Origin of the sequence: Psychrobacter maritimus, assembly GCF_029953575.1 — a bacterium.
Taxonomy (GTDB): Bacteria; Pseudomonadota; Gammaproteobacteria; order Pseudomonadales; family Moraxellaceae; genus Psychrobacter; species Psychrobacter maritimus.
Genome location: NZ_CP124526.1, coordinates 2,081,441 through 2,094,199, shown reverse-complemented (window position 1 = coordinate 2,094,199; position 12,759 = coordinate 2,081,441). Strand labels below are relative to the sequence as shown.

General features: G+C 44.3%; 11 protein-coding genes. 6 read left to right on the top strand and 5 right to left on the bottom strand.

Annotation, left to right across the window (positions count from 1 at the left end; translation table 11 throughout):
• Nucleotides 1–105 precede the first annotated feature (105 nt).
• A complete protein-coding gene (locus QJS82_RS08760) occupies nt 106–981 on the top strand; it encodes a mechanosensitive ion channel family protein (RefSeq protein ID WP_281490236.1) in 876 nt (291 codons plus the stop codon).
• 29 nt (nt 982–1,010) lie between these two features.
• Here the strand turns inward: QJS82_RS08760 and ybeY are convergent, their stop codons facing one another.
• Together ybeY and QJS82_RS08750 are read right to left on the bottom strand one after the other, a co-directional pair.
• Nucleotides 1,011–1,655, bottom strand: a complete 645-nt coding sequence (gene ybeY, locus QJS82_RS08755; protein ID WP_281490235.1) for an rRNA maturation RNase YbeY — start codon at nt 1,653–1,655, stop codon at nt 1,011–1,013.
• Between the two features lie 130 nt (nt 1,656–1,785).
• Complete coding sequence (locus QJS82_RS08750) at nt 1,786–2,874, bottom strand: PhoH family protein (RefSeq protein ID WP_201628913.1); 1,089 nt, start codon at nt 2,872–2,874, stop codon at nt 1,786–1,788.
• A 703-nt stretch (nt 2,875–3,577) separates the two neighbouring features.
• Here QJS82_RS08750 and QJS82_RS08745 point away from each other — a divergent pair.
• The 5 genes from QJS82_RS08745 (at nt 3,578) to QJS82_RS08725 (ending at nt 8,599) form a co-directional block, all read left to right on the top strand.
• Complete coding sequence (locus QJS82_RS08745; protein ID WP_281491703.1) at nt 3,578–4,825, top strand: FAD-dependent monooxygenase; 1,248 nt, start codon at nt 3,578–3,580, stop codon at nt 4,823–4,825.
• A 107-nt stretch (nt 4,826–4,932) separates the two neighbouring features.
• Nucleotides 4,933–6,228: an FAD-dependent monooxygenase gene (locus QJS82_RS08740; protein ID WP_281490234.1), complete on the top strand. Its 1,296-nt coding sequence runs from the start codon at nt 4,933–4,935 to the stop codon at nt 6,226–6,228.
• A gap of 27 nt (nt 6,229–6,255) precedes the next feature.
• On the top strand, nt 6,256–6,411 hold the full coding sequence (locus QJS82_RS08735) for a YajG family lipoprotein (protein ID WP_281490233.1): 156 nt from the start codon (nt 6,256–6,258) through the stop codon (nt 6,409–6,411).
• Between the two features lie 268 nt (nt 6,412–6,679).
• The gene (locus QJS82_RS08730) at nt 6,680–7,561 is read left to right on the top strand and encodes an IS982 family transposase (protein WP_281490017.1); all 882 of its coding nucleotides are present in this window, start codon (nt 6,680–6,682) and stop codon (nt 7,559–7,561) included.
• 414 nt (nt 7,562–7,975) lie between these two features.
• Nucleotides 7,976–8,599 (top strand): OmpA family protein, encoded by a 624-nt coding sequence (locus QJS82_RS08725; protein ID WP_281490232.1) that lies wholly within the window; start codon nt 7,976–7,978, stop codon nt 8,597–8,599.
• A gap of 36 nt (nt 8,600–8,635) precedes the next feature.
• On the opposite strand, the gene QJS82_RS08720 is transcribed toward QJS82_RS08725, so the two are convergent.
• From QJS82_RS08720 to nadA, 3 genes are all read right to left on the bottom strand, one after another.
• The gene (locus QJS82_RS08720) at nt 8,636–9,547 is read right to left on the bottom strand and encodes a LysO family transporter (RefSeq protein ID WP_281491702.1); all 912 of its coding nucleotides are present in this window, start codon (nt 9,545–9,547) and stop codon (nt 8,636–8,638) included.
• A gap of 233 nt (nt 9,548–9,780) precedes the next feature.
• Nucleotides 9,781–11,583 (bottom strand): L-aspartate oxidase, encoded by a 1,803-nt coding sequence (nadB, locus tag QJS82_RS08715; RefSeq protein ID WP_281490231.1) that lies wholly within the window; start codon nt 11,581–11,583, stop codon nt 9,781–9,783.
• Nucleotide 11,584: 1 nt separating this feature from the next.
• Nucleotides 11,585–12,724, bottom strand: coding sequence for a quinolinate synthase NadA (gene nadA, locus QJS82_RS08710; protein ID WP_281490230.1), 1,140 nt, complete (start codon nt 12,722–12,724; stop codon nt 11,585–11,587).
• Nucleotides 12,725–12,759: the final 35 nt, after the last annotated feature.

Below are 12,759 nucleotides of genomic sequence, written 5' to 3'. Positions count from 1 at the left end.
AGCTTTAACTTCAATTTAGCGTTAAACAGTCATAAGCATCATGTTTATGACAAAGCTTTTATAAAAATACATTTTTAAAAATCAGTAATAGAGTAAAGAGTCAGTATGGAATTTTTAGGTTTTACCCTTGATATAGCCAGCTTAACAGAGAGTGCTTTGAGCATTGCGCTTAAAATTGCTTTTGCCTTAGTGATATTTATCGTCGGGCGCTGGTTGGCAAAAAAAGTCGTAACCATCAGCAATCGTATTATGTTACGTAGCCGTTTAGAGGCGACGGCGGCTAACTTTTTAAGCCGCTTATTATATAGTTTATTATTGGTTGTCGTGATTTTAGCAGCGCTGAGTAAAGTTGGCGTACAGACCACGTCGGTCGTTGCTATCTTAGGTGGTGCAGCGGTGGCGATTGGTTTGTCACTTAAAGACCAGCTATCGAATTTTGCCGCTGGTATCATGATTGTGACTTTTCGCCCGTTTGTCCGCGGCGACTATGTACAGATTAGTAGTTTTACCGGTACCGTGACTGAAATCACCTTAGTCAACACCCATTTAACAACCATTAATAATCACGATATCATCATTCCAAATGGCGATATTACTACCTCAGCGGTGATTAACTATACGGCGTTACCCAATCGCCGCGTCGATATCACGGTCGGTATTGGTTATGATGCCGATATCAAAACCGCCAAAGATATTATGCTAAATTTGGCAAAAAATAATCCACTGGCGTTTACTGATCCTGCACCGGTGGTACGGGTGACCAACTTGGGCGACAATTCAGTCGATTTGACTTTAAATATTTGGACCACCAACGATGATTGGTGGTCGATGCAATGCGATTTATTAGAAGAATTCAAAAACGCCCTTGATGACAATGAAATTGACATTCCATTCCCGCAGCGCAGTGTGCATGTCAAAGGCTTAGACCAGATGATTAACCAAATGGATCAAGCACAAAAAACCATGTTAAAAAAGAGTTGAAGAAGGATTAAAAAAGGGCTAAAGACAAGCTAGAGATAAGGATTTGGCAGCGCCAATCCTGCCAAAATATCAATCTCAAAGCTTTCCATCTCATCTTGCTCGGCTTGTCCGAGCTCGTGGTCAAAACCAAGCAAGTGCAGCACACCGTGTGTCAATAAATGGCTGATGTGCTGATTGACAGTCTTGTTTTGCTCAGCAGCTTCACGAACCACCACGCCATGGCAAATCACCAGCTCACCTAGCGGTAACGTTGGCATCAAGCCAATGATTGCCGCTGGCAAGTCGCTTGGGTAGGATAGGATATTGGTGGCATAATCTTTGCCGCGCGCCTCTAAATTAAGCTCTTGCCCTTCCACTGCATCCGTAATATAGATATCGAGCGCTTTCGATTTTTCTTGCCATACTTCAGTATCGATATCGGCATAATAAGGCAGCGTCAAACCATTTTTAATACGCTCATCTATATTATCCAAAGTCGCCATCATGACCTTTAACAAGTTTTCGCGACTATAAAAGCTCTCAAGTATATCGTCATCAATACTATCGGCGGCGCTGATATCAAGTACAGCTAAGCTGTCATCATTATTAAAGCTACTATTCAAACTGTCATTAAAACTGCTATTAACATTCTCATCAACATTATTGTCAGTATCATTCTGTTCAGCTTGGCTCATGCCATTATCCTTTTTCATATCAACTTAAAAATATTCAACAATAAATATCTAACAGTAAAAAACCGGATATCAAATCCGGTTTTCTTGCCATATTTTCTTAAGTTTTCTCATATAGCTATATTCATATAGTTTACAGCTTAGCGGCTGCATCGTTTATTGCCTGTTTACGCTCTTGCTCTTTCATGCGCTCAAATTTACGTTTTTCTTGCAAGGCGAGTTGCTCTTCATCAAAGACATCATAAGCTTCAACAATTTTTTGTACCAATTGATGGCGCACGACGTCTTTTGAATCAAACTTGGTGATATGAATCTCTTCAATACCGCTTAAGATTTCCATCGCTTGCGCTAAACCAGATTTACTACCGCGCGGTAAATCGACCTGCGTAATGTCACCGGTAATAACCGCACGTGAACCAAACCCTAAGCGCGTCAAAAACATTTTCATCTGTTCGGGCGTGGTATTTTGTGCTTCATCCAAAATGACAAATGAGTTATTCAAAGTACGACCACGCATATAAGCAAGCGGGGCGACCTCGATGATTTGCTTTTCAAGCATTTTGCCCACTTTATCAAAGCCTAGCATCTCATATAGCGCGTCATATAAAGGACGCAAATACGGATCGATTTTTTGGGTTAAATCACCCGGTAAAAAGCCTAACTTTTCACCAGCTTCTACCGCAGGACGTACCAGTAAAATACGCTCAATCTCATTGCGCTCAAGCATATCGACAGCACAAGCGACGGCAAGATAAGTTTTACCAGTACCGGCAGGTCCAATACCAAACGACACATCAGACGATAAAATATCTCTCACATAACGCTGCTGATTGCCACCGCGCGGAATGATTTTACCATTACGGGTGCGCAGGCTAACTGGCGTAAAGTCACTGGCAGCATCCAAGTTATCGGCATCTTCCTCGTCAGCCAATTCTTCATCGGCTGCTATATCTTCATCGCGTGAGATACTCGATTGGATGATTAAGTGCAGCTCTTCTGCGCTGATATCTTTGGTATTTTGCGCTTCATCGACCAGCTTATAAATAATACGTTCGCCGCGCTCAACACCCAATATATCGCCGCTCAGGCAAAAGTCGCCTTGGCGTTGGCTGATTTTAATATCGAGGCGTTCTTGGATATATTTCATGTGGTTATTATATTCGCCGAGCACGGTTTTAAGCTGTGCTGGGGTCAACGATTCGAACTTTATACGGCGGCTCATGGAATCAGTCAAGCGATTATCCTTGTATTTGGTTGCCCGCGGCTATGGCCAATCTTCTATGGTTTAGTTAATAAATTGCGATAGATTAACGGGCTTCAGAGATAAAATAATTAATTGTGTTTCATTGCTTTTAAATAGTTTTTATAACGTTTGTTGCTTAGCTGATAGAAATTAAAATGACGGTAAATGGCTGATAAAAATGGTTATTCGTAAAATGACGGGTAATAAGTAACTATCCTGCCTTCATTATGGTAGATAGATTTGAAAATTCAAGCGATATAAGGGAGGTAGCGCTTTGTTTTTGTATGGCGATTGCAACTACTGACTGCGTTTTTGCTGTTTTTAATGTTGAGTCATTTTAAAAGCTAGTGTTTTGGAGGTTTGAGCTTTCTAAGATACAAGCCGTTATTAGATGAAAAGTGAAAATCAGAAATCCTATACACTCGCTGTGGATACTGTCAAGAGCACGGCATGCGCGGTAATTTGTGGTAATCTATTGCTTAGATAAGACAGCTATAAAAGCCAAGCTGAAAAGCGGCAGACAACGATAAATTTTCTAAAAAAATAACATTTTTGAGTGCGTATTCATCACGTCTAAACGCGTGTTAAAAGGGTCATATTAGGAATAATAACCATGCAAAATACTGAAGCAAATTTGTCAAAATCTAGTCATATTAAATCTAGTCATATTAATAAAGCTGCTATGACTGAGCAGCAAGTACTTATCGCGGGCGGCGGTCATGTCGGTTTGTCGTTTGCATTGTTACTTGCCCATCATGGTATCGCTAGCACCTTACTTGAAAAGAACAGCTATCCAACCATCAGCCCTAATGATGATGCTAAGCGTAGCCACTATTTGGACAGCCGCAATACCGCGCTGTCACGGCGCACCGTACAGATTTATCAAGAGATTGGGCTATGGGCTGAGCTGCAAAGCCATGCTTGCCGTATTGATGCGGTACAGATCAGTGAGCAAGGCAGCTTTGGACGCGCGCAGTTAAGTAAAGCTGAAGAACAGGTCGAGTCGTTCGGACAAGTGATGGAAAACGCGTGGCTTGGACGTAAGCTGTTATTGGCTACCCAGCAAGAGCCGTTGATTACGCTGATTGATAATGCCAATGTGATAGCAGTTAGCCAACAAAGCGATGGCGTGTCGCTAAGCTTTAGCTATTACGGTGAAGAAGAGCATGAGCAGCAACTGCAAGCCAGCGTGTTAGTCGCTTGTGATGGTCGTGACTCTACCGTACGTCAGCTATTAGGTATTGGCACTACAACTTATGACTATAAACAGACCGCTATCGTCGGAGTGGTAGAGACCGATCAGCCGCATGAACATATTGCCATTGAGCGCTTTAGTCCGGCAGGGCCGCTTGCGGTGTTGCCATTGACCGATTCAGAAGGTGACGGCAATGATGAGTACCAAAAAGGTTATAGACGCTCGGTAGTTTGGGTTTGTCCAACTGGCGAAGAAACGCAATATTTAGAAGATGATGCGCATTTCTTGGCGACCTTGCAGCAAGCCTTTGGCGAGCGCGCTGGCACGTTTAAAAAAGCCGGTCGCCGCGGCGCTTATCCATTGACACGGGTACTGGCAGATAAGCAAGTAGAGGGTCGCTGCGTCATCATGGGTAATGCTGCACATACGTTACATCCAGTTGCTGGACAAGGCTTTAACCTATGTATGCGCGATGCCCATGTACTGGCGCAAATGATGAGTCGGCAAGTGCTCAAAGGCGAAGATATCGGCGATCCGACTTTGCTCAAGCGCTATGAAAAAGCCCGTCAAACCGATCAAAAACGCGTCATTCGCTTCTGTGATGCCGTCGTACATGGCTTTACGCATCCAAATCCAGCGGTGAAGCTGGCACGTAACGTGGCCTTGGTTGCCTTTGATAAACTGCCAAATATTAAGCCATTGATTGCCAACTATGCGATGGGCTTAAAATCTTAGTTCAACATACTGGTAAGTTATTAAGCAAATAAAATCTATAATTTCAGCTGCTGCTAAACCACATAAATATGAGCGGATAGCATGAATAACGCGACAAAGGATATTTTATGAAAAATAACCATACGCTCATTATCGGCGGCGGTATCGTCGGTGCAACCCTTGCGCTAAAACTGGCACAAGCTGAAATGCCAGTGACCCTCATTGATGCGCGCCCGCAACATGATGAATCAGATTGGCAACAGGTGCTTGGCAAGCGGGATGCGCGCGTTTATGCATTAAGTCTTGCCAGTATCAACTTACTCAAAGATGTGGGCGCTTGGCGAAAGATAGCGGCATCAGAGCGTAAAGCCGATTATTCGCAAATGCAGGTTTGGCAGTTAAACGGTAGGGGCGAGTTACTGTTCGGCGATAGTGGCGATAACAGTAATGGCAATAATAGTAGTAATGGCAGTAATCAAAGCTCTGAGCCAAAAATGCTCGGTAGTATGGTTGAGCCCGCCGTTATCGAATACGCATTGTGGCAGCGTTTAACTGCCGCTGATGTCAGTCAATATCTAACCGTTATCGATGGGCAGAAGGTTGTCGATATGGACTGGCTTGGTAGCGCGCAAGGTTACCGTGTGACCTTAGATAATGGCAGTGTGATTGACACGCGTTTATTGGTTGGTGCTGACGGTCGCGGCTCGTTTGTACGCAGGCAGGCGGCAATTGAGCTGGATGTGCTTGATTATAAGCAAACGGCGATTTGCTGCGCCATTCAAACCGACAAGCCGCATCGAGCAACCGCCCGTCAAGCCATGCTACCGACAGGTACATTAGCCTTATTGCCGCTTGCTGATATCACGGATGAAGATAAAGCCAATCCGCAACACTGGCAGTCGATTGTATGGACATTACCACGCAACCAAGCATTGGCATTGTTAGAAGAATCGCCGCGCTATATCGCTGATAAATTGGCTGCTGCCAGCAATTATGAGCTGGGTGCTATCCATCAGATTGAATCCATCGCCAGCTTTCCGTTAGCAGCGCAGCAAGCAAAAAGCTACGTCGCGGATAATTTAGTATTAATTGGAGACGCCGCGCATGGCGTGCATCCGCTGGCAGGTCAGGGGCTGAATTTGGGTATGCTCGATGTGAAGGCATTAAGTGAACAACTCACCCATGACTATGCGCGCAGTGGCAACAAGCTGTGGGGTACGAACCAAACCTTGCGTAGCTATGAGCGTCTGCGTCGTCCGCATAATAGCCTGATGATGCACAGCTTTTCGGCGCTTAATTGGCTGTTTGCCGGCTCGTTTGCGCAGATGCGTCCGATTCAACAACTTCGTAATGAAGGCATGTATCGCGTGAGTAAAATTAAACCCTTGATGCGCCTGTTTGCCAAGCAGGCAAGTGGGGTTTAGGGTTTTAAACTTAAGGAAGAGTAAAGTATGAACGTGAAATTATGGACAATAGCGCCGATGATAGGCGCTTTAGCACTGACAGGTTGTCAAACCGCTGACTTGTCTAAGCAAACAAGTCAAACTATCGATATGCCAACGGTTGTGATTAATTCGGATAGCGACGGCGATGGCGTTCCTGATTAGTTAGATCAGTGCCCGAATACGCCAGAAAACGTAGTAGTAGATGACAGAGGCTGCCCTTTTACGATGCCTGGGGTTGGTTTAAAAATGGAATATCGCGCCCTTTTTGACAAAGGTAGCAGTGAGCTGCTGCCAAAATATCAAGCTGAACTTGATAAGGTAGGAATGAGGTTACAAGAGTAACCCCACTCTCAACTTCGAAAGTAATTGAAAAAAGAAGAGCACCTCACTAATCTATTGTTTTCGACCAAGAATACAATGGAGTTGTGAGATGCCCATAGACGAATTTATCATCAATATCTATTTAATGGTAGAGCAATATTACAAAATAGTCGTCACCAAACCCTTGCGAAGTGCAGGTTACGCGCCAAAGCTAAGTGATCCTGAGGTTATTTGCATGGAGATGGTCGGTGAATTTTTACACCTTGATCAAGACAAACAAATTTGGCAATACTTTACCCAGCATTGGCAAGCCTGGTTTCCAGCCATCGGCTCATATCCTAACTTCGCAAAGCATTGCGCTAATCTGTGGCAAGTCAAACAGCAGATACAAGATAAAGTCAGTCAAATTGAAGGCCGTGACAACATTCATTTTATGGATGGCTTTCCGATACCCGTCTGTCATTATGGACGCGCTTATCGGCATAAGAATTATCAAGACTTAGCAGCTTTTAGCTACTGTGCCGCTAAGCAAGAGAGGTACTATGGCTTTGAAGGCCATTTGCTTGTTAACTTATCGGGCATGATTAAAGGCTTTACCTTTGCTCCTGCCAATGTTGATGAAAGAGCGGTTGCCCCAGAAATCACCACTCATATTCATGGGCTACTTGGCGCTGATAAAGGGTATATCAGCCCTAGTCTGACATCGTACTACGACGCTCAAGGCGTGGATTTACAAACGCCACTCAGAGCCAACATGAAAGAGGATAGACCCAAACCTGTGGTAAGGCGGCTAATGAAAGCCCGCCGTATCGTTGAAACAGTCATTGGTCAGCTATCAGAACGATTTAATATACAAAGGGTACGAGCAAGAGATTTATGGCATTTGTCTCATCGATTGATTCGTAAGATTCTTTCACACAATCTGTGCTTTGTACTCAACAAAAAACTTGGTAATCCGCCTCTTCAGTTTGATTTGCTTATTTCAAGTTGAGAGTGGGGTAAGAGTATAAAACCGCCACCATATTGATTGAAGGTCATAATTCAAGAACTGAAGTCGATAGCGCCTCTATAGACGAAGCGAACGCCTTAGCGCAATAAAGAGCGAATAAGGTTAAAAGTTATTTAGTATCGAAATATAACATTGCCTCTGAGCGCATCACAGCGACTGAGTATGGCGCAAGAAGACCAATTGCGCCGTCTGACTGATAGTGAAGAGGGCAATATGTTGAACCGGCGCGTATATGCGTTTGCGTCTGAATCTCAGGAATAAAAAAACTTTATTACTGAAACGATTTGAGGTAACTCATCAAATCTAATTGAATAAGGGCTTCCATTCGATATGAAACTAAATTTCTATCTAGCCAGTACCATTTTTTGTAGTTCTTTAGGGTTATCGGCGTGTCAAATGACTATAGCTGTGCCGTCTAAAGTTATACCTCAGCATGAAAATGTCAGGACGATGCAAGCAGAAGTTGATTCAGATGGTGACGGTGTGTTTGATGCTATAGACGAGTGTCCTGAAACCCTACCTAACAGAGTGGTCGATATTAAAGGCTGTGAAATAATAATTGAGGGAGGCGAGGCGCTTGAGATGGAATTACAGGGATTTTTTGCACCGCTGAGTAGTCGATTAATTAACACCTATGATAAAGAGTTTAAAAAAATTGAAGAAAAGCTTAACGAATATCTAGATGCTAATGTCTTTATTTTTGGGCATTTGTCATCGAATGAGCTTGCATTATCAAAGAGCAATGACAACTTATCACGCCAACGTGCACTCACTATTAAAAACAGACTTATAACAGAGCATCATATCGCATCTGATCGTATTACTACTTACGACTGCTTAGATCGGTATCCTTCTACCAATATAGATCTGAGTTATGATGATCCTGAACAGATGGAATCCAAAAACAGAAGAGTCGTTCTTAAGGCAAGTAGACAAGTCAAAAATTTATCGAATCTAAAATACGCGAGTTATACAGAGAGTTATGGTAAGTACGCCAAGCACTGTGAGCTCTTTGAATAATAACGACTGATTTTCATCAACCTTTAAAACTTAACCTTACCCCAACGCCGAAAATAGCACCATCAGCACTGGCGAGACAATATTAATAATAAAACCAAAGCTAATCGCCAGCGGCACAACTTTTAGACCACCTGATTGTTGAATAATCGGTAAGGTAAAATCCAAACTGGTCGCGCCGCCAAGACCGACCGCTGCTGATGGAAATTTACGCATAAAGACGGGGATAAATAATAGCGCAAAGAACTCACGTATTAAGTCGTTAAATAGCGCCACACTGCCCCAAACGGCGCCATAAGCATCGGTCATGATAATCGCTGATAGCGAATACCAACCAAACCCTGATGCCAGTGCCAAGCCTTTCGTCCATGATACATCGGTAAACATCAGCGCGAAAACAAGTCCGCCAACCAGAACTGCTAGTGTAAAGATGATACTCATCTCGACACCACGTTTATTGAGTAGTACTTCTTTAAGGGTAATGCCCGAGCCTTTTAAGCCAATACCGACCAGTAAGATTAATACCATTAGCATTGCGGTCATGGTGTTTTCAGGTGGCATATAATCCACGGGTAAGAGATAGCCAATCACCATGCCAATCACCACACAAATCACTTGCGCCAAGCTGCCGCGAATACTCACACGGTGCTCTTTGGATTTGACGCTGGGCTTTTTGGCATGCCACGGGCGCAGGCGGTCAAACAGCATGAGAGCAAATAAGCCAGTGCCAATTGTCAGTATCGATAGGATGGTGACGTACAGGGCGATTTCGCCTATTTGACTGCCCAGCCCTTCGACTTGTGACAGCTCAATACCGATGAGGGTTAAGATGACATAAACCAAGTACGATAAGCCTTTATCAGCAAGCTTAGTCATGGTTGGGTTTGAGGGGATGGCAAAGCCAATAAACATTGGCATTAATACCAGAACAAGGGTAATCAGGCTTTGCATGTCGGCAGACTCGTCATTTTTAAACAAGGCGTTTTTGGGAGGGCATTTCTCAGAAGCTGGGGATTGTATCATATCAGGCAAGCAATACTGACACTACTCAAGCAAAATTCGACATGAATGTGCCAGTTTAGGGCGGACTAGCAGCCAATTGTCAATGCATCATCTTTGTTAATTAAAGAAAGGTGGTCTTGGCTATGTTTAACGGATTTATCTACGCAAAGATTCTGCTCATCTCATTGCTTTAATAGAGGCTCAATCACACTCGTCCGAGGTGTGCTTGTTAAGTCAGGATAATCCTTTCGATAATGTCCACCGCGGCTCTCATGACGCTGATAAGCAGATCGTATAATCAAGGTCGCTAATTGTAATTGTCTTGCTAACTGAAAGTAGGGCAGCTCATTCAAAATAGTAGCGTTATCTTTATTGTCGATATCTAACTGATTAGAGTTACAACAGTTAAGCTGTTGTTGCCATTGCTGTATTTGTACCAACGCTTGTTCTAACAGCTGAGCATCACGAGTAATACCCATATGAGAGGTCATTAAAGCTTTTAGTTCTGCGGTTATTGCAGTGGTGTCAGCATTTATGTTGACGTTATCATTAGTATAGCTTTCATATTCAACAGACGATGGCAAGGTAATGCGCTGACTATCTTTAAGCGTTGGCGCTGTCCACATATCATAGATTGATTCATTTAAATCAGTATTAGGTAAAGTTGCTTCTAACGTTTCTATTGCTGCTAAATAGCGCGGTAAATCAGCAGCGATATTGCGCCCAACGACCACACATTCTAATAGAGAATTACTCGCTAAGCGATTTGCACCATGCAGACCTGTATAAGCGACTTCGCCTGCCGCATAAAGCCCTACCACATCGGTCAAACCATTGGCAGACGTCACTACGCCGCCGCAGCTATAGTGAGCGGTAGGGGCGACTGGAATGGGGTCGGTAGTGATATCAATGCCGAGCTCTAATAGCGTTTGATAAATCTGCGGAAAATGCTCTTGTAAAAAATCCGCTGGCAAGTGACTGACATCAAGATGTACATAGCCAAGTTCATTCTTATTAATTTGCTCAGCGATGGCACGGGCGACGATATCTCTTGGAGCCAGTTCTGCACGGTTATCAACATCGAGCATAAAACGCTTGCCCGTTTGCGGACAATATAACCGTCCACCTTCACCACGCAGTGCTTCGGATATCAGAAAGCTACTGTCATCTAAGGCTAAGCCAGTCGGGTGAAATTGAATAAATTCCAAATTAGCCAAGCGGCAACCCGCTTGCCATGCCATCATCACACCATCGCCGACACAGACATTCGGCGCACTGGCACGCTTAAATAACTGTCCTAAACCGCCACTTGCCAATACGACAGCGCGACTATGAAAGGTAAGTTTACGTTGATTGTGATAATCAAAAACAAGCGCACCTTGGCATTGCTTATTTGGGTTAGCGTTATTTTTTAAAAGGCTCAGTGCTTCATGGTAGGGCAAGATAGTAATATTGGATGCAGCTTGTGCTTTTAGAGTCAAGGCTTCCATAATATGCCGACCAGTTGCATCATCGGCATGAGCAACTCGCCGACAGCCATGACCGCCTTCTTTGGTCAGATGCAAATCGCTAGTCTGTAATGCCGCTAAAGGATTTGCATTATTATATGGCTGTCTTTCTTGTTGCGGAATCAGGGTAAAGAGCACACCCTGCTCACATAACCATTGTACGGCTTGCTGTCCAGCGCTGAGGATATTAGTGGTATTATCAGTCTCACATAATCCTGCGCCAGCGACTAACGTATCAGCGATATGATCAGCGACACGGTCATTCTTGTCTAGACTGGCTGCAATGCCGCCTTGGGCATAATGGCTTGAGCACACTTCTATCGCGGATTTACTTAGTACTGTCACACTTAGCGATTTTGGTAAGGCAAGCGCGGTACTTAAGCCTGCAAGACCAGCACCAATGATAAGGACGTCTATCTGGACAGTATCCTCAGCATTATTAGTATTTACCTTATCCGCTGACCATGCCTCGTTCATATTACGCCGCTCCAACATTGGCAAATAATTTACGGTCTTTAACAATGTCACCACTTGCAGCCACCCGTTGCTTTTGCGCTTCGGCAAAATCAAGCATGCGTTGTAATGGTTTTCTAGCTGCTGCTGCGAGCTCAGGCGTTATGAGCACTTCACCGCTGCGCTGAGACAGACATTGCTCAATCCCTTTTAGGCCATTCATTGCCATCCAAGGACAAAATGCACAACTTTTACAACTGGCGCTCTCACCAGCGGTAGGCGCAGCTAAGAAACGTTTGTGTGGCGAGCGCTTTTGCATCTCGTGCAAGATACCCAAGTCGGTAGCGACAATAAAGGTATCGGCATCCATCTCATAAGTTGATTGTAATAGCTTACTGGTTGAGCCAACCACGTCGGCCAGCGCGACTACACTATCAGGTGATTCAGGATGTACCAACACCTTAGCGTCTGGATGCTCTTCTTTTAATTGCATCAGCTCAGTTGTTTTAAACTCGTTATGAACCAAGCAAGACCCTTGCCACAGCAGCATATCCGCGCCAGTCTCTTGCGCGATGTATTTACCCAAATGACGGTCAGGGCCCCAAATGATAGGCTCGCCTTGCGCATGCAGATGACGAACGATATCGATACCAACGGACGAGGTCACAACCCAATCAGCACGAGCTTTTACCGCCGCACTAGTGTTGGCATAAACCACCACGGTACGCTCAGGATGGGCATCACAAAATGCGGAGAACTCATCAGCAGGGCAGCCTAAATCAAGCGAACATTCAGCCTCCAAGTCTGGCATCAGTACTGTCTTTTCCATACTTAGTATTTTTGCCGATTCGCCCATAAAGCGTACGCCAGCGACGACCAAGGTTTGCGCGCTATGCGCTTGCCCAAAGCGTGCCATCTCCAATGAGTCACCAACACAGCCACCCGTTGCTAACGCCAAGTCTTGAATAAAAGGGTCGACGTAGTAATGGGCAACTAGCACCGCATTATTATCTTTTAATAGCTGCTTAATATTATCTTCAACTGCGAGACGTTCGGCACGTGGCAGGTCTGCCGGTATTTTAGCTTTGGCATATTCGATGTTCATTTGAGTCGCAATGCGATTGTCATTGCTCATGATCGGCGCGTCATAGGGATAAGTTTTCATAAGTGCAACCTTTAGTACATTAACGACAAATGAGG